Origin of the sequence: Streptomyces sp. NPDC048417 (assembly GCF_040651615.1) — a bacterium.
Classification (GTDB): domain Bacteria; phylum Actinomycetota; class Actinomycetes; order Streptomycetales; family Streptomycetaceae; genus Streptomyces.
In genome coordinates, this window is the sequence record NZ_JBEZKI010000002.1 from 25,593 (window position 1) to 42,830 (window position 17,238).

The 17,238-nt window shown below is 67.8% G+C and carries 13 protein-coding genes; 9 read left to right on the forward strand and 4 right to left on the reverse strand.

Annotated elements, in window-relative coordinates; all coding sequences use genetic code 11:
* Positions 1–200 precede the first annotated feature (200 nt).
* From AB0D59_RS02810 to AB0D59_RS02835, 6 genes are all read left to right on the forward strand, one after another.
* Positions 201–1,094 (forward strand): SDR family NAD(P)-dependent oxidoreductase, encoded by an 894-nt coding sequence (locus AB0D59_RS02810; protein WP_362559912.1) that lies wholly within the window; start codon positions 201–203, stop codon positions 1,092–1,094.
* Positions 1,095–1,229: 135 nt separating this feature from the next.
* Positions 1,230–1,856, forward strand: a complete 627-nt coding sequence (locus AB0D59_RS02815; protein WP_362559914.1) for a lysophospholipid acyltransferase family protein — start codon at positions 1,230–1,232, stop codon at positions 1,854–1,856.
* A complete protein-coding gene (locus AB0D59_RS02820; RefSeq protein ID WP_362559916.1) occupies positions 1,853–3,553 on the forward strand; it encodes an FAD-binding oxidoreductase in 1,701 nt (566 codons plus the stop codon). Before AB0D59_RS02815 ends, AB0D59_RS02820 begins: the two co-directional genes overlap by 4 nt.
* A gap of 393 nt (positions 3,554–3,946) precedes the next feature.
* Complete coding sequence (locus AB0D59_RS02825) at positions 3,947–4,276, forward strand: WhiB family transcriptional regulator (protein ID WP_362559918.1); 330 nt, start codon at positions 3,947–3,949, stop codon at positions 4,274–4,276.
* Positions 4,277–4,433: 157 nt separating this feature from the next.
* Entirely contained in the window at positions 4,434–6,059 is a 1,626-nt protein-coding gene (locus AB0D59_RS02830; protein ID WP_362559920.1) for a cytochrome b N-terminal domain-containing protein, read from the forward strand.
* 218 nt (positions 6,060–6,277) lie between these two features.
* The gene (locus AB0D59_RS02835) at positions 6,278–6,904 is read left to right on the forward strand and encodes an HAD family phosphatase (protein WP_362560844.1); all 627 of its coding nucleotides are present in this window, start codon (positions 6,278–6,280) and stop codon (positions 6,902–6,904) included.
* Between the two features lie 291 nt (positions 6,905–7,195).
* Here AB0D59_RS02835 and AB0D59_RS02840 read toward each other — a convergent pair whose 3' ends face one another.
* Positions 7,196–7,942, reverse strand: a complete 747-nt coding sequence (locus tag AB0D59_RS02840) for an NAD(P)H-binding protein (RefSeq protein WP_362559922.1) — start codon at positions 7,940–7,942, stop codon at positions 7,196–7,198.
* Positions 7,943–8,270: 328 nt separating this feature from the next.
* Between AB0D59_RS02840 and AB0D59_RS02845 the strand changes: the two genes are divergently transcribed.
* The 3 genes from AB0D59_RS02845 to AB0D59_RS02855 all read left to right on the forward strand — a co-directional run bounded on the left by AB0D59_RS02845 (position 8,271) and on the right by AB0D59_RS02855 (position 10,813).
* Positions 8,271–8,714 carry a cupin domain-containing protein gene (locus tag AB0D59_RS02845; RefSeq protein WP_362559924.1) on the forward strand — a complete coding sequence of 148 codons (444 nt, stop codon included), beginning with the start codon at positions 8,271–8,273 and terminating at the stop codon, positions 8,712–8,714.
* Positions 8,715–8,783: 69 nt separating this feature from the next.
* Positions 8,784–9,407, forward strand: a complete 624-nt coding sequence (locus AB0D59_RS02850) for a DUF5134 domain-containing protein (protein WP_362559927.1) — start codon at positions 8,784–8,786, stop codon at positions 9,405–9,407.
* A 200-nt stretch (positions 9,408–9,607) separates the two neighbouring features.
* Positions 9,608–10,813 carry an acyl-CoA dehydrogenase family protein gene (locus AB0D59_RS02855; RefSeq protein WP_362559930.1) on the forward strand — a complete coding sequence of 402 codons (1,206 nt, stop codon included), beginning with the start codon at positions 9,608–9,610 and terminating at the stop codon, positions 10,811–10,813.
* Between the two features lie 223 nt (positions 10,814–11,036).
* Here the strand turns inward: AB0D59_RS02855 and AB0D59_RS02860 are convergent, their stop codons facing one another.
* The 3 genes from AB0D59_RS02860 to AB0D59_RS02870 all read right to left on the reverse strand — a co-directional run bounded on the left by AB0D59_RS02860 (position 11,037) and on the right by AB0D59_RS02870 (position 17,191).
* The gene (locus AB0D59_RS02860) at positions 11,037–13,889 is read right to left on the reverse strand and encodes an AAA family ATPase (protein ID WP_362559931.1); all 2,853 of its coding nucleotides are present in this window, start codon (positions 13,887–13,889) and stop codon (positions 11,037–11,039) included.
* 184 nt (positions 13,890–14,073) lie between these two features.
* Positions 14,074–14,445, reverse strand: a complete 372-nt coding sequence (locus tag AB0D59_RS02865; protein ID WP_362560845.1) for a cupin domain-containing protein — start codon at positions 14,443–14,445, stop codon at positions 14,074–14,076.
* A 238-nt stretch (positions 14,446–14,683) separates the two neighbouring features.
* Positions 14,684–17,191: a SpoIIE family protein phosphatase gene (locus AB0D59_RS02870; RefSeq protein ID WP_362559934.1), complete on the reverse strand. Its 2,508-nt coding sequence runs from the start codon at positions 17,189–17,191 to the stop codon at positions 14,684–14,686.
* Positions 17,192–17,238: the final 47 nt, after the last annotated feature.

The following is a 17,238-nucleotide window of genomic DNA, read 5'->3' on the forward strand; positions in this document are numbered from 1 at the left end:
TCGGTGCGGGCGGCGTGCACCGGGCCTTGCTGGGCATCGCTCGCCTCCGTCAGGTGCGGAAGCTCGTGTCACAAGACGGATGCGCGCCCGGTCTAACGCAGTGACCCGAGAAACGAAAGGTGTGTCATGCCCGAGGACTCAGCCGTCTGCCGTGGTGCGACCGTGGCAATTCCCCTGGGCCGGCTCGTCGGACGTCGAACATGGAAGCCTCGTGGATCTTCAGGTTCCCATGCAGAAGCGCGCTGTTGACCAGTTGGCTCCGAGCGGGGAGCTCGGATGTCGCGCAGGTGGCAGATGAGACCGTGCTGAGGCGTACACGGGTCGCACTGGTCACCGGTGCCACGTCGGGTATCGGCGCGGCGTTCGCGCTCGCTCTGGCAGACCGCGGATGGGACCTTGTCCTGGTGGCGCGCGACACGGAGCGGCTCGGCCGGACTGCGGCCGAGCTCGAATCCCGGGGCCGTGCTGTCGAGGTGCTCCCCGCCGACCTGTTCGATCGTGCCGCCGCCGAGCGGGTCGCCGCCCGGCTGGAGGACCCCGCCCGTCCCGTGGACATGCTCGTGAACAACGCCGGTTTCGGCGTGCACGCGCCGATGACCTCGGCCGACACCGCTCCGCACGACCGGGCGATCGAGGTCATGGGGCGCGTGGTGCTGGTGCTCGCCGGTGCCGCTGGGCGGGCCATGCGCGAACGCGGGCACGGTGCGATCGTCAACGTGTCAAGCACGGCCGGGTTCGTCACGATGGGGAGCTATTCGGCCGTCAAGGCCTTCGTGACCTCGCTCTCCGAGGGACTGGCGAACGAGCTCCATGGCACGGGCGTCACCGTGACGGCGCTTTGTCCGGGCTGGGTCCGCACGGAATTCCACACGCGGGCCGGAATCAGGTCGTCGAGCATTCCGGACTTCCTCTGGCTCGACGCCCAGCAACTCGTCGAGGCGAGTCTGCGCGACGTGCGCCGCGGACGGGTGATCTCCGTGCCGAGCCTCCGGTACCGGGTGCTCATCTGGTTCACACGTCATCTTCCACGCCGCACGGTGCGGTGGATCTCGCGACGGATCTCGTCGAACCGCAACGACAGTCTCACTCACTGAAGGAATCAGTGCGGGCGAGCCCGCACGGGAAGGAAGCGGATGCCTGCGACGATACGCGGCCGTTTCACCTCACGCTCCCACGCTGCGGCGCGTTTCATCGCGCAGCGGGGGCTGTTGAAGCCTCTCGTCTGGAGCATGACCAGCGTCACGGTGCTCGGGCGCGAGCACTTGGCGAACGTCGAGGACTCGTACGTCGTCGTCGCCAATCACACCTCGCACCTCGACACCCCACTCATCATGGGCGCGCTGCCCCGCCGATTGGCGCGTTACCTCGCGGTGGGAGCCGCCGCCGACTACTTCTTCGACGTGTGGCGGCGGCGCGGCCTCACGGCCCTCTTCTTCAACGCCTTCCCGGTCGACCGCACCGGGGCGAACGCGCGCGGAGTGAGCGCCAAGGCTCTGCTGAGCCGGGGAGTGCCGCTCCTGATCTTTCCCGAGGGGACTCGCTCGCGCGACGGATCGCTCGGGGCGTTCAAGCCGGGGGCGGCGGCACTCGCCTCGTCGGCCGAGGTGCCGGTGCTTCCCGTCGCGGTCATCGGCGCGCATGCGGCGCATCCTCGTGGGTCGAACTGGCCGAAACCGGGCCGTCTGCCGGTCGGGGTCGTCTTCGGCGAACCGCTCACCGCCTTTCCCGGGGAGTTGAGGAGCGAGTTCACCGAACGCATCCGCTCAGCGATCCTCACCCTCACCGAGGAGAACTCCGACCGCATCCTCGGCGTCAGTGCCACCTCACCTCGTATACCTGAAGGAGACCGTTCGTGACCGAGCCCACCGGCCGCACCGACACGATGCGCACCGACGATGTGAAACACATGAAGTGGTGGGGCTGGGGCGTGGAGGGCGTCGGATTCCAACACGAGGACAAGCCTGGTTTCGCGCCGTTCGTACAGAAGGCCGTCGGTCTCGATCTCTGGGCGGCCGAGCGCACCGAACGGCCCGACTTCTCGCAGTTGAAGGTGCCGGCCTCGACGGCGCCCGAGGAGTTCGTCGCGGTTCTGAGCGGCATCGTCGGAGCCGGGAACACCGTTGTCGACGACCTGTCCCGAGTCGTCCACACGTACGGCAAGAGCCTGCGTGACCTGGTCCGTATCCGAGCCGGCGCGATAGCACGCAGTCCCGATGTGATCGTCTACCCGGCCGACGAGGCGGAGGTGCAAAGCGTCGTCGACGCGGCTGTCGAGGCGGACGCCGTGATCATCCCCTTCGGGGGCGGCAGCAATATCGCGGGCAGCCTCGAGCCGCACGCGGACGAGTCCCGGGTGGTCGTCTCACTCGACCTCGGCCGCCTCAGCCAGGTGCTGGAGATCGACCCCGACTCCGGCCTGGCGCGCGTCCAGGCCGGGGCGCTGGGCCCTGATCTCGAGGCTCAACTCAATCGGGAGGGCTGGACGATGGGGCACTTCCCCGACTCGTTCACCCACTCGACGCTCGGCGGGTGGGTCGCCACGCGCTCGTCCGGCATGCAGTCGGACAAGTACGGCGACATTGCGGACATCGTCAAGGGGCTGCGCGTCGTGCGAGCCGACGGGGTCCTCGTGATCCGTGCCGTTCCGAGCGCGTCGACGGGGCCGAGCGTGCGGGAGATGGTGATGGGCTCCGAGGGGCGGCTCGGCGTCATCACCGAGGTCACGGTGCAGGTGCACCGGCTCCCCGAGAAGCGGGCCATCCACGCCTACTTCTTCAAGAATCTCGACCACGGCCTCGCGGCGATGCAGGAGATCGCCGAGAGCGACGTCTCGCCCTCGGTCACCCGTATCTCGGACGCGCATGAGACGGCCTTCTCCCTGGCGACGGGCAAGGAGTCGAAGGGTGTTCAGAAGAAGGCGCAGGCCGGCCTCATGGCGTATCTCAAGAGGCGCGGCTGGAACCTCGACGAGATGTGCCTCTCCTTCATCGGCTTCGAGGGCGACGAGGCACACGTGAAACGGCAGAAGTCGCTCGTCGGCCGGATCGTGCGCAAGCATCACGGCATCGGCGTCGGCAAGGGACCCGGTGCGCTCTATGACCAGAAGAAGTTCGACACGCCGTACATCCGCGACTTCCTGCTCGACCGCGGTGCCGCCGGCGACGTGAGCGAGACCGCCGGCCCGTGGTCGAAGCTTCGTGGCATCCACGCGGCGGTCTACGCGGCGGCCGACCACGCCTACGAGAAGATCGGCCGCACCGGCTGGACCATGTCACACATGTCGCACTCGTACCACTCCGGAGCCTGCCTCTATTTCACTTTCGCCTTCGTGTTCGGTGACGACCCGCTCGGCGAGTACGACACCGTCAAGCACGCGATCCAGCAGGCGTTCGTCGACGCCGGCGGCACGATCTCGCACCACCACGGGGTGGGCCTGGAGCACGCGCCCTGGCTGGAGGAGGACATCTCGACGGAGGGTGTCGCCCTCATGTCGGGTCTGTTCGGCGCTGCCGACCCGGGCGGCAACTTCAACCCGCGCAAGATCGTGGTCTGAGTACGGCGGTCGATGGCCCGCGCGCGTGGCCGGCACTCGGGCATCGGCACGGCCACGCCGCGAACGGGGCGGATCACGCACGGCCGCGTGTGATCCGCCCGGGCCGTGTGGGGGGTGCCGGACACCGGCCGAGCGGAAGCCCTCCTCCTTGCCCTTCGGGCCCAACGGTTCCGCGGCACTGGCGTTCCGGATCCCTTTCGAGAGTCGTCCAGCCCCTCGCAACAACCACGATCAGCGGTTGAATACACACCTCGTGCCCGCCGGCGTGTCACAAATCTGCCAGGTTCCCGGTCTCACCTGACAGCACTTTGAATCCTTCACGGAGACGAGAAAGACCGTGACCGCATTCCAGGTCCTCCTGTCGAGCGACGAATCCTGGAGGTTTTCTTTGTCATGGCTGCAGAACAAGGCGACCACGCAACGCATTGGCGCGAACGGGGGGCTTGCCTGCGCATCGACCCCGATCTGTTCTTCCCCATAGGCAACGGCGGCCTGACGCACGTTCAGATCGCCGAGGCCAAGGCCGTCTGCCGGCGTTGTCCGGTCATGGATCAGTGTCTCAACTGGGCCATGAGCGTCGAGCAGGTGGAAGGCATCTGGGGCGGAAAGACAGAGGGCGAACGCCGTCTGATGAGGCGGCGTGCGAGCGCTGAGCACCGCCTGGGGGTCATGCGTGTCACATCCGCGCCTCATGCCCGGTCATATAGGTGGAAGCAGTCATGAGCCTGCGCACCCAAGGAGTGCGGACTCGGCGCCCCGCTGTCTCGGTTCCGCCCACGACAGGCGACCGACCTGCCGTATCCATTTCCTGCCGGCAATAAGACGGGCTCATGACATCAAGACGTCCTTTTCGGGCCGGATGAGGAATGGTTTCAGGGGCATGGATGATCAGAGGCAGATAGAAGAAGCAGGCGAAGGAGGCGGTGGAGAGCGGATTGCCCGTTGGGCGGACAGACGCCTGGGCCCGTACAGCCTGATCCGGGCCAAAGCACGTAGGGTCTTCCCGGACCACTGGTCCTTCCTGTTGGGAGAGATCTGTCTCTACAGCTTCCTCGTTATCATCGTGACAGGGGTCTATCTGACCCTGTACTTCCATCCGTCGATGAAAGAGGTGCAGTACGACGGCAGTTACATGCCGTTGCGGGGGCAGACGGTGTCGGAGGCTTTCAACTCGACCATGCACCTCTCCTTCGACGTCCGGGGCGGCCTGTTGATCCGACAGGCCCATCACTGGGCAGCACTGGTGTTCATCGGGGCCATGCTCGTCCACATGCTGCGTGTATTCTTCACCGGCGCCTTCCGCAAGCCCCGCGAATTCCAGTGGCTGTTCGGGTTCCTGCTGCTGGTCCTCGGCATGTTCGGAGGGTTGACCGGATACGACCTTCCGGATGACCTTCTCTCCGGAACCGGGCTCGCCGTCGTGAACGGGACGATCCTTTCCATACCGATCGTCGGAACCTACCTTTCGATGTTTCTCTTCGGAGGCGAGTTCCCGGGCGGTGAACTGGTGGCGCGCTTCAACACAGTCCATGTTCTGATCATCCCTGGCATCATGGTGGGACTGCTCGTGGCCCATCTGATCCTGCTGCTCCACCACAAGCACACGCAGTATCCGGGCCCGGGGCGGAGCAACAAGAATGTGGTGGGCCTGCCGCTCAAGGTGCGGGCGGTGAAGTCCGCGGGCTTCTTCTTCCTGGTGACCGGTGTCATCTTCGCCATCGCAGCACTCGTGCAGATCAATCCCATCTGGCTGTACGGCCCCTACCGTGTCGACCAGGTCTCGGCCGGATCGCAGCCCGACTGGTACATGGGCGTGGCGGACGGACTGCTGCGAGTCATGCCCGGCTGGGAAATCGACTTCTGGGGCCACACCCTGGCGCTCGACAACCTGATTCCGCTGGTGGCAGGCGTCGGTCTCTTCCTGGCCATGGGCGCATACCCGTTCATCGAGTCCTGGCTGACCGGGGACGATCGTGAGCAGCACCTTCTTGACAGACCGCGCAACCGCCCCGTGCGTACGGCACTTGGTGCCGCCTGGATCAGCTTCTATCTGGTGTCGCTCATCGGCGCGGCGAACGACATCATCGCCACCCGGTTCCATCTCTCGGTCGAATCAGTGACGTGGGCGGTCCGCATCGGCCTCTTCGTCGCGCCTGTCGCAGCCTATGCCGTGGCGAAGCGGTGCGCCCTCGGTCTGCAACGCAGAGACCGTGACAAGGTGCTGCACGGCCGCGAGACAGGTGTCATAAAGCGCTTGCCGCACGGCGAGTTCGTCGAGGTGCACGAGCCTCTCAACCAGGCGGAACTCCACCTTCTTACGCAGCATGAGCAATACACGCCGATCGCACCCGGTGCGAACGGCACCGCGGAGAACCCGGGTGCCGGCAGCCGCCTTGCCCGCCGCCTGCGTGTCAGGTTCAGCGGCGCCCTCTACGGCGAAGGCTCGCAGATCCCCAAGCCGACCACGCAGGAGTACCACGAGATCGCCAATGAGCATCTGCACTGAACAGAGCGACCATGAGCCGACGGCTCGGCCTGCAGGCACTCGGTGCTGATCTGGTAGGCACCCTGCTGCTCTCGTTCGAGGGGATCGACGGGCGCTTTCGACAGGGAAGGGCGCATATCCAGCAAGGCGCGACCGGGCGCGTCACGCGCTCCGCCTCTCCACGGTCTATCCAACAACATGAGTCAACCAGACGGTGTGGGAGAGAGGTTCGGAAGATTGTGCCGAGAACATGTCTCATAGTCGACTACGGCGGTGTGCTCACGACATCGCTCGACGACGCGGTGCGCGGCTTCGAGGTCCGTGAAGGCCTTTGCGAAGGAGCGGTGGAGCACACCTGGTATCGGGACCCGGCGGTGGTCGCGCTCACTCACGACCTCGAACGTGGCAGGGCCACTCAGTTCGATTGGAACCGCCGTATGGGCCGGGCGCTGGGCATCGACAGCACCGATCTCCTGGGCCGGATCTTCGCGGATTCCCGTCTCGACGAATCCATGGTCTCGGTGCTGGCCAGGGCCCGCGCCTCCGGACTGAGGATTGGTCTGCTGTCCAACAGCATGGGTTTGGCGCCGTGGAACATGTATCGAGGCTTCGACATCGACGCGGCCTTCGACGCGGCGCTCATCTCCGGGCAGCATGGACTACGCAAACCGGAGCCGGCTGTGTATGAGCTCATCCTCAAGATGCTCGAAGTGCCCGGCGAGGAATGCGTCTTCGTCGATGACAACGCGGTGAACCTGCCGCCCGCCGAGGCACTGGGAATGGCCACCGTCCTGCATCGCAGCGCGGAGCACTCCGTGACGCGACTCGGAGAACTGCTGGGCGTCGCCCTCAGGCCCAGTCCGTGAGCCTGGAGACTGCGTTGAAGGGGCAAGCGGCGACGTCGCGAGCTGCCTCGTCGCATGGGACAGTGCCCCATCACTGTCACGGACACGTGCGCTGGTGACAATGGCTCCGCACGCGTCGCTGCGTGGCTACGGCCGTTCCTGGGACCCTCACGGGCAGCGAGCGTCAGCGCGGCCGTCGACTCCGGCTCGTCCGTCCGTCCGTCCGTCCGTCCGTCCGTCCGTCCGTCCGTCCGTCCGTCCGTCCGCGGCAAGCGGTACCAGGTGGTCCCCACGGGCATCACATGCCGACGGTCAGGGGCGCGCGAGCCACTCGGTGAAAGTCCGGCGCCCGAAGCTGCCGGCGTCCGCCTCGGGCAGCAGAGTCCGCTCCTGGAGCTCCACGCCGAAGAAAGGGGCGTGTGCGTCGGCGATCACCGCACGCTTGTCATCCTGCGCGGCCAGCAGCTTCTCAGCGAGCTTGTCGAGGCGGACCTCGTCCGGGCCGGCGATCTCAAGTACTCCGAACAGCGGCACGCCGACTGCGACGCGAGCGACCGCGGCGGCGACATCGTCCGTCGCCACGGGGCGTGTCAGGACGGGTGCGACATGGACGCTGTCCGTGTACGGCACCGAGCGTGACATGTCCTCCACGGACTCGAAAAACGGTGTGGCACGCACGATGGAGTGGGGAATCGGCGAACGCCGCACCAGGTGCTCCTGCGCTGCCTTCGCGCGGAAGTAGCCGACGGCTTGCAACCGGTCTGCCCCTACGACGGACAGAATCACATAGTGCTCGGCACCGGCTGACCTGGCGGCCTCCAGCAGATTGCGTGTGGAGGTACCGAAGAACTCCACGCTCGCGGTCTCCGCACGAGAGGGCGCATCGGTGACGTCCACCACCACATCCGCGCCGCGCAGGGCCTTGGGAAGGCCCTCCCCGGTCATGACATCGACGCCCTCCGTGCGTGAAACGAGTGCGACCTCCACTCCGTGGTCCCGAAGCCTCACGACCGTCTTGGAACCGATCAGACCGGTGGCTCCCGCAACAACGACTCTCATCTGGATCTCTTCCCGTCGGGGGGGGTGGCCCCGCTGATGCCTCCGTACGCCTGACGATGACGTCAGCCACGCACCACACCTAGGACAGCGTTCGCCTCGATGTTGTGACATCGCGCTGACACGCGTGCGCGATCCGAACGGCGTCCCCCGAAGAATCGACGCAGTCCCCTGTGTCACAGATTCACCGTGCGCTCGGTCATCACTGCAAAACGTGCAGGGACCCGGACGCGGGTACGCACGGCCGGCCAAGGGCATGTCCGTCCGGAGGTATTCCGTTCACGAGATATGTCCGGCTCAAGACACATTGGATCCACGGAGGTGCAACACGATGTCGGACAAGGACGCGGCGCACGGTCACGGTGAGCAGTCCCCGTCGCAAGGATGGAAGACGGCGGCGACGATGCTCCAGGACGCCGCACCCATCACCATTCCCGAGGGTGCGTCCGCGATGACCATTCATGTCGAGTGGGAGCCCGGAGACCCGGGAACGCCGCCGCACCGCCACTCGGGACCTGCCTTCGGGTACGTCGTCGAGGGAGCGGTCCGCTTCGAGCTCGAGGGCGAGCCCGAGCGCGTGATCGAGGCCGGCGGGACGTTCTGGGAGCCGGGTGGTGATGTGATCCATTACCAGGACGGCAACGCGCTGGCGGACGCACGGACCCGGTTCGTCGTGACCATGATGTGCGCACCGGGCAAGCCCATGCTCGAACTGGTCAGTGAGAAGGAGCTGGCCGAACGGGCCCGGCTGCGCGCCCCGCGCCCCACCGACTGACCAACCACCCGCTCACACAATCAGTTCCGACACGGATTCTGGCCGCTCCGTGGGAGGGTGCGATCCGGCATGAGTGCCGCTGAAGTTGTCCACTACATGCTGACTGCCCTCTTCGCAGCGGCCGCTGTCCGCGCACTCCGGCAGGCTGTCCTGACACGGACTCGTGCTTGCCGCAGCCGTGTCGACCATCTGCTGCACGCCGTCATGGCCCTGGCCATGGCAGTGATGCCGTGGAGTTGGGGCGGTGCCCTGCCGGAGCTGCCACAGTCGCTCTTCTTCGCCACCGCCGCACTGTGGTTCCCGCTGACCGCCGTCAAGTGCGGCCAGGAGCGACGGCTTTCGGCAACCGCGAGGAGACTGCCCTACGCGGTCGGTATGGCGGCGATGACCTGGATGTCGTACCGCGCGGCGGGCCATGCGCACCAGGCGGTGGCCGAGGGCGTTCCGACAGCACACCAGGCCATGCGTCTCAGCCACTTCACGGGTGGGTCGAAGGCCGACAACATCGTCACAGGAGTGCTGGCGCTGTACCTCCTCACATGTTCTCTTCGCTCGCTGACCCGTGACATGCCCACACTGCGCGCAACCGCCGGAACGGCCGACAACCCGACCAGTCTCAGGAGTGTTTGCAACCGCTTCTGGGACGGAGCGACAGCCATGGGGACGGCGGTCATGCTTCTGATGCCCCATTGACTCCTCGCCGGAACCCCGCTCAGCCGGACCGACCGTGTGTCGGCAGCCGTCACAACCGGGGTGACCCGCCGTCGTCGTCTCGCTTCTCAACAAGGCCGTTGCGCCATGCCCTTACGCGAAGACGGCCTGGCCGGGAACTCCGACACACATCACGCCGCCCTCTCAGGACAGCCCCATGTCCGTCACCGAAGGAGAATGACATGACCACCGCTCCCCCTGAGCCGCCGGACGACCTCCTGGGCGCCGACTTCTACCGCTACGAGGCGCTTCTCCCGGACGACGAACGCAAGATACTGCGCAAGGCCCGTGCCTTCCTGCGTGACGAAGTGAAGCCGATGGTCAACGGGTACTGGGACAAGGGCGAGTTCCCCATGGAGCTGATCGAGAAGTTCCGCGGGAGCGGGCTGACCGCCCTGTCCTACGAGGGTTACGGTGAGCACCTGCCCGCCGCCAGCCATCTGCTCGGCGGCATGCTGGCGATGGAGATGAGTCGCGTCGACGCCTCGGTCGCCACCTTCTTCGGCGTCCACAACGGGCTCAGCTTCCACTCCATCTACACCGGCGGGGACCAGGAGCAGCGAGAGAGGTGGCTGCCCGCCATGGCCTCGATGGAGAAGATCGGCGCTTTCGCCATGACCGAGCCGCTGGGTGGCTCCGACGTCTCCGGTGGCATGCGGACCACCGCCGAGCGCAAGGGCGACACCTGGGTCCTCAACGGCGCGAAGAGGTGGATCGGCAACGCGACCTTCGCCGACCACGTCGTGGTGTGGGCGCGGGACGTGGACGACAACCAGGTCAAGGGCTTCGTCGTCGAGAAGGGCACCCCCGGCTTCGTGCCGGTGAAGATCGAGGGCAAGATCGCGCTGCGGATCGTGGAGAACGCCGAGATCGCCCTGACCGACGTACGGGTGCCGGAGGCGAACCGCCTCCAGAACATCAGCTCCTTCCGAGACGTCGCGGAGATCCTGCGCTTCACGCGCAGCGGTGTCGCCTGGCAGGCTCTGGGTGTCATGATCGGTGCCTATGAGCTCGCACTCGCCTACGCCAAGGAGCGTCAGCAGTTCGGGCGTCCGATCGCCAGGTTCCAGATGGTGCAGGACCTGCTGGTGAAGAGCCTGGGCGACATCACCGCCTCCTGGGGCATGCTGGTACAGCTCGCCCGGCTGCAGGACCAGGGCATCTGCCGCGATGACCACTCGGCGCTGGCCAAGGGGTTCACCACGTCCCGGATGCGGGAGGTCGTCGCGGCCAGCCGCGAGATCTTCGGTGGCAACGGCATCGTCCTCGACTACGACGTCGCACGGTTCTTCGCCGACGCCGAGGCTCTCTACTCCTACGAGGGCACCCGCCAGATGCAGACCCTCATCGTCGGCAAGTCCATCACCGGGCAGAGCGCCTTCGTGTGAGTCGTGCCGCACTCTCCGAGGAAGCACGGAATGCTCGGCGAGGGCGTGGGGAAGCAAGGGGAGAGTTCGCAGAGTTGGGGGACCCTGGCTTCCGTCAGGGTTCAGCTCCCGGCGGCAGTCATCACTTCGGCTGCCGCTTGCGCCAGGCGCTGCTCGCCGTACGCGCATGCTCATCGGCTTCGCCTTCGGCGTTGCGGCCGCACCTCCCAGGCCGGCGCACCGCTCACTCGGCCCCGTCGGCGATAGCGCCCCGTTCGACGGCCAGCCGGGTCAGTTCGACGCGGGTGTTGATGCCGAGCTTGGTGAAGATGTGCCTCATGTGGGTGTTGACGGTGTGCACGGACACGTAGAGTCGGTCGGCGATCGCCCGGTTGGTGAGGCCGTCCACGACGAGCGGGATAAGTTTCCGCTCGGATTCGGTCAGACTCGCCCACCCCTGGGAGCTGTTCGTGTCCTGCCGCGGGGCGCCCGCGCGCACGCCGAGTTGCCGAAGACGCCGCATGATCCGTTCGTGATCGCGCAGGGCCCCCGAGGCCACCACCAGCTGAGCCGCCTCTTCGAAGTACGGGATCGCCTGCGCCGTATCGGCTGATGTGGCCAGGAGCTCGCCGAGGTCCTCGCATGCCGCGGCCAGAGCCAGTCGCCTGCCGGTGCTCCGGTAGCCGGTGATGGCGGACGTGAGTGCACGGGAGTCGTTGTGGAGCAGGCCGTCCACATGGGCGCGGACGGCCGCGATGATCTCTTGGCTGTCGTCCCGGGCGGTCAGGGTGCCCAGTGCGCCGGACACGGCGTGCGCGACCGACAACTCCGCGCCGCGCAGCGCGATGCGCACGATTCCGGGCCAGTGGGACGGCGGAAGGGCGAGCAGCCGCGCCGGCTCACTGTCTTCGAAGCTGCCCGTGAGTGCCGTTGCCGCTGCCCCGTCCCGGCCCTCCGCTTCCGCCAAGCAGGCGCGGGCGAGAGACACCCACAGGCCGTACCGCCGCGCGTTCGGGCCGGAGCCGGCTTCGGCGGCGCGGAGATGATCCCTCGCCTTGGCAAGGTCACCGCGCCTGATCGCCACCAGTGCCAGCACGGAGCGGGCCTGCGGATTCGGCTGGGTGATCTCGAGTTCGTCCGCCACCGCCAGACTGGCCTCGGCCTCCACTGCCGCGTCGTCCAGCGCGCCCTGTTCGAGCAGGGCGCAGGCACGGCGAGCGTGCCAGTGGGGAAGTGACCAGCCGAGGCCCAGCGCCTCCGCTTCGTGCTGTCCCTCACGCAGAACCCGATCGGTGTCCGCGAGCCGGTCGGTGGTGGTCAGTACCGTGGCCAGCCACAGCGCCGGAATTCTCGGGGGCCGCAGGTAGGGGACGGTGGGCTCGGCGCAGGCGCGTGCGGTGGCCGCCTCGGCAAGCTCCAGAGCTCGGGCCAGGCGCCCACGGTAGAAGAACGTCTGCGACTGGAACACCATGACGCTGACGACGACGGCCGGATCGTGGCTCCGGTAGGAGGCCGCGACCAGTCCGGTGTCCATCTGTTCGGCAGCGGTGATGTTTCCGAGGTACACGTGGCCCGTCGCCTGCGTCTTCAGCAGCAGGACACGCAGGCCGGACGGCAGCGCGGGGAGGTCCAGCGCCTGCTGCAGGTGTGTCATGGCGGCGGCGTCATCGCCCGTGGCCTGGTGTATCTCGGCGGCCACCAGGCGCAGGTTTGCCTCCTGCGGCGGCTCCAGACCGTCCGACAGCGCGGCGTCGACCAGGTCGAGCGCCTCGTGGACCCGGCGGGTCCGGCCGAGGTACTCGGCGGCGTCGGTCAGCAGACCGACACGACGCCGGTCGCGCCGGGGCAGCAGGCCGGCGATCCGCTGAGCGAAGTCCGCTGCCGCGTCGGGTGCGGTCGACGACAGTTCCCGTACGGCGGTGTGCAGCGTGGTCACGGCGTCGTCGTCGACCGGGCCGCCCGCCATGACGACATGCCAGGCCACCTCCGCCGACCGTGCCCCGGTGGCGTGCAGACTCTCGGCGGCCTCCCGGTGCAGAGCGGTCCGCACGGCCGGCGGCAGGTTCTCGTGGACGGCCTGCCTCAGGAGGTCGTGGCGGAAGGTGAGTCGCGCACCGGCCGCCGAGAGCAGACCGCCGTTCAGGGCGGCCTCCACGCCTGCCAGCAGGCTGCCGACCTGCCTGCCGAGCATGCGGGCGGCCGTGCCGAAGTCGAATTCGCGGCCGAGGACGGAGCCGATCTGGAGCAGGCGCGCGGCATCCTCCGGGAGCTGCTCCAGACGTACGGCGACACTCTGACGGAAGCCGGCGGGGAGATCGTGGTACAGGCGGCCGGCCGCGCCCGTCTCTGGTTTGACGGCATCCGCGTCACGAAAGGAGCGCACCAGTTCGATCGCCAGGAACGGATTGCCCGCGACGCCGCGCAGCATCCTGGCCAGACCGGGTGAAGGCTTCGCCCCGAGCGCGTCGGCCGCGATGTTCTCCAGTTCCTGCTGTGGCAGAGGGCCGAGGGTCAGCCATCGGGCTCCGAGGCGTTCGAGGTCCTCCCGCACCCTGGCCACGGTCGGCCGCTCGGTCTCCGACCGTACGGCCAGCACCCACAGGATCCGCGAGGCGGCCAGTCGTCCGGGCAGCGTGCGCAACGCGAAGAGCGTGGCCGGATCTGCCCATTGCGCGTCGTCCACGAGCACGAGCACCGGTGCGCGCTGAGCCCGCTCCTCCAGAGCGTCCGCGATGCTGTCCAGCAGCGAGAGCCGCTGGTCGTTCACGGCCGCGGCGGCACGGGCGGAACCGTCGGAGGCCTGCAGGGCGGACTGCAGGGCGGCGCCTGCCGCGTACTGATCGAACTCGTCGGCCCGTACGGAGACCACGTCGAACCCGCACCGCCGCGCCCGCTCGTCCAGCTCCGCGAGCAGCCGGCTCTTGCCGACGCCGGGTACGCCTTCCACGACGACGCAGGCGCCCCGTCCGGCACGCACTGTCACCAGAGCTTCGCGGACAGCCGTGATCTCACGGTCCCGTCCCCTGAGGCTCAGCCCGGACCCGGCCTGGTTCCCGCGCCCGGGGTCCAGGTCGCCCGTGGGGTCTGTGCTGCGCATGGGGCAAGCATGCATCAGGCCAAATGTGCCCTCAACGCCGGTCCCCCTGTGTGATCGGCGCTTGCGCCTGGGTGACCGCCGATTGCGCGCCGTCCGCTGAACGACAGCGGCAACGTGCGGGGAACGAACTCGGGTCACGGAGTCGACGGGCTCCGTTCGGAACCGGCTTGCGTGAGCCGGCAGGTCAGTCGGTGGGGCGCGGGGCGCGCAGATGGGCCCGCTGCGTCAACTCCCGCTCCTCGACCAGGGTGAGCATCGGCTGACCCGGCGCGCACATCATGAACACGATGTACTTGGCCGGCGCGTCCGACGAGGCGTTGCCGTTCTGGTAGTGGATCACGTCACCGCCGGGCTCCCAGAAGGTCTCACCGGCCTTGATCACGTGCTCCGGCTCACCCTCGAGCTCCCACCGGACCGCTCCTTCCAGGACGTAGCCGAAACACGGCCCCGAGTGGCGGTGCGGAGGAGTCCCAGGGTCGCCGGGCGGCCACTCGACGAGAACGGTCATCCCCGAAGCACCCTCGGGAATGAAGGGCGGCTTGATGTCCGCCAGCATCCTGGGGCCGAACGTCGACCCACTGTCCTGTTCGACGGTCTCGTTCGCTGAGTCCTGTGCCGACACTGCTACACCTCCGTGGGCCTGCCCGCAACGGATGGTCCGGCACCGCTCGTGGGCCGGTGTACCGCATCCGCGGCCCGTGCGCCTGCTGCCTCACGCGCAGAGCTGCCAAGACCACCCTGCCTCCAGTCGGCGGCCCTCACAAACCAGGAGCCCGCGGCATGGAGAACGCACCTCAGGCGAGGACGGGTCGCTCCTCGGGCATGGGTGGTACCCCGAGCGCCGGTACGAGCGCTGACGCGGGGGCCAGATCTTCTTCGGCCCAGACCACCTTGCCACCCGATACGGAGCGGAAACCCCATCTGCGGGACAACTGGGCGACCAGGAAGAGGCCGCGGCCGCTCTCGTCAAGGGTGCGTGCGCTGAGCAGACGGGGGGAGCAGGCGCTCGTGTCGAACACCTCGCAGGTCAGCACCTGGTGCCGGATCAGACGCAGAGTGATCCGGTCGCTGCCGTGGCTGACGGCGTTGGTGACCAGTTCACTGACGATCAGCTTCGTGGCGTCCTCAAGACCTCCCAGGCCCCATTCGGCCAGCTGACGGGCTGCCATGTGCCGGGCACTGCGGACAGCGGTCTGATCGCTGGGCAGTGTCCAGGAGGCTACCTGGGTGGGGCTGAGCGTACGGGTCCGGATGAGGAGCAGTGTGGCGTCGTCGGAGGGCGCCTGCCCCGGGAAGGTCTCCATCGCGCGGCCGCAGAGCTCTTCCAAGGAGCGGCTCGGTTGTGCCAGAGCGGTGCCGAGGCGGTGCATTCCCACGTCGATGTCGTGGTCGCGGGTCTCGATGAGGCCGTCGGTGTACAGGGCGAGGAGACTTCCCTCAGGCAGTTCCAGCTCCACGGACTCGAAGGGGACTCCCAGCCCGATGCCCAGTGGGGTTCCGGTGGGCAGGTCGGGGAAGGCAACCCGCCCCTGCGGGTCGATGATCGCGGGCGGGGGGTGCCCGGCCCGCGCCATGGTGCATCGGCGGGTGACCGGGTCGTAGACCGCGTAGAGACAGGTGGCACCCACGGCCGCGGGGTACTGCTCCGGGGCGTCGGCATCCTCCTCGGCCAGCCGCTGGACCGTGTCGTCGAGGTGGGTCAGCAGTTCGTCGGGCGGCAGCTCCATGTCGGCGAGGGTGCGCACGGCGGTGCGGAGCCGGCCCATGGTCGCGGCCGCGTTGATCCCGTGTCCGACCACATCGCCGACGACGAGTGCCACCCGCGCGCCGGACAGCGGGATCACATCGAACCAGTCACCCCCGACGCCGTGATCCATGTCGGCGGGGAGGTAACGCGACGCCGTCTCGACCGCCGCGCCACCCTTCAAACGGTGCGGAAGCAGGTTCCGTTGGAGGGCGAGGGCAGCGGTGTGCTCGCGGGCGTACTGGCGCGCGTTGTCCAACGCCAGCGCGGCGCGGCTGACGAGTTCCTCGGCGAGGAGCACATCGACGTCCTGGAACGGCCCCGGGTCCACGGTGCGGATGAACAGCACCATGCCCAGCAGGACTCGCCGCACCCGGATGGGAATGACCATCAGGGAGTGCATGCCGTTCTCGTGGATCTTCCGCGCCCGCGCGGGGTCATGGTCGATCCATGTACCCGGAGCGGTGTCCAGGACCGGCTCAAGGTAGGGCCTGCCGGAGCTCAGGACGTCGGCGAAGGGTGAGGCGGGCGGCCAGGCAACCGCCTCACCGTGCACCCACGGGGACTCCGGGACCCCATGACGAATCGAGGCCAGACCGGCGCGCCTGAAAACAGGGAGGCGTTCGCCCGTGAAGCCGACATGGACCGGGGGCCCTTCGCCGCCGGGGACCGACTGCTCAAGGTCGACGGCGACGTAGTCGGCGAGCAGAGGTACGGCCAGGTCGGCCAGGTCCTGGCTGGTCCGCATCACGTCCAGGCTGCTGCCGAGGCGGGTACTGCCCTCGCTGAGTATGGCCAGACGATCGCGCGCCCGCCGGCTCTCGGTGAGGTCGACGCTGATGACGCACACCCCCAGCACCAGGCCGTCGGCGTCCTGGAGGCAGAAGATCGAAGCTGCGAACGTATGCTCCCGATCCGGGCCCGACGCAAACCGCGTCCGGTAGTCGTGAACCTTGGTGGGCCCGCTCCGGACAGCCTGTCGCATCGCTGATTCGAGTGCCTCGGTCTCGGCGCCCGGCTGCACATCGGTGAATCGACGTCCGAGCCTTCGGTCGCGGGAAATGCCGTCGTGGCTCTCCATCGTGTCGTTCACCCAGGTGCAGCGCAGTTGCGGGTCCCCCACGACGATGCCCATCGGGACGCGGGCGAGCAGCGACTCCCGCACCAGTCCGTTCGTCGCTCCCCCGGAGACCTCGCCGATGTCGGTCACGGACACCAGCCAGCGGACCGTTTCGTCCTGCCCCCACAGCATCGAGACCCGCAGGCTCACGTCGAGCCCGTGACCATCTCTGTGCCGTACCGTCGTCGTGCCCGACCAGCCGTGCTGGGCGCGGCACTGCTCAACGAACTCCGCCGTCGTCGGCTCTTCTTCGGAGTACGGCAGTACGGCTGCGGCCGACCGGCCCACGACGTCGCCGGCGGAGTACCCGACCAGCCGCTCGGCGGCCCGCGTCCATCCGACCACCGTCCCCTGCTCGTCGAGCATCGCAATAGCCGACTCCGAGGGCTCGCGGATGTTCGGCTGCTTATCGGGTATCACTTTGTCAGTGCTGATCATCGAATTCGTTGTCCTCGGATAGGTGGCGGCGGGGCAGACGTCTGCGG

What these genes read in the sequence shown, in the direction of transcription:
- AB0D59_RS02810 (WP_362559912.1), top strand. Translation starts at nt 201, where the DNA reads ATGGAAGCCTCGTGGATCTTCAGGTTCCCATGCAGAAGCGCGCTGTTG.
- AB0D59_RS02815 (WP_362559914.1), top strand. Translation starts at nt 1,230, where the DNA reads ATGACCAGCGTCACGGTGCTCGGGCGCGAGCACTTGGCGAACGTCGAG.
- AB0D59_RS02825 (WP_362559918.1), top strand. Translation starts at nt 3,947, where the DNA reads ATGGCTGCAGAACAAGGCGACCACGCAACGCATTGGCGCGAACGGGGG.
- AB0D59_RS02830 (WP_362559920.1), top strand. Translation starts at nt 4,434, where the DNA reads ATGGATGATCAGAGGCAGATAGAAGAAGCAGGCGAAGGAGGCGGTGGA.
- AB0D59_RS02840 (WP_362559922.1), bottom strand. Translation starts at nt 7,942, where the DNA reads ATGAGAGTCGTTGTTGCGGGAGCCACCGGTCTGATCGGTTCCAAGACG.
- AB0D59_RS02845 (WP_362559924.1), top strand. Translation starts at nt 8,271, where the DNA reads ATGTCGGACAAGGACGCGGCGCACGGTCACGGTGAGCAGTCCCCGTCG.
- AB0D59_RS02850 (WP_362559927.1), top strand. Translation starts at nt 8,784, where the DNA reads ATGAGTGCCGCTGAAGTTGTCCACTACATGCTGACTGCCCTCTTCGCA.
- AB0D59_RS02855 (WP_362559930.1), top strand. Translation starts at nt 9,608, where the DNA reads ATGACCACCGCTCCCCCTGAGCCGCCGGACGACCTCCTGGGCGCCGAC.
- AB0D59_RS02860 (WP_362559931.1), bottom strand. Translation starts at nt 13,889, where the DNA reads ATGCGCAGCACAGACCCCACGGGCGACCTGGACCCCGGGCGCGGGAAC.
- AB0D59_RS02865 (WP_362560845.1), bottom strand. Translation starts at nt 14,445, where the DNA reads ATGCTGGCGGACATCAAGCCGCCCTTCATTCCCGAGGGTGCTTCGGGG.
- AB0D59_RS02870 (WP_362559934.1), bottom strand. Translation starts at nt 17,191, where the DNA reads ATGATCAGCACTGACAAAGTGATACCCGATAAGCAGCCGAACATCCGC.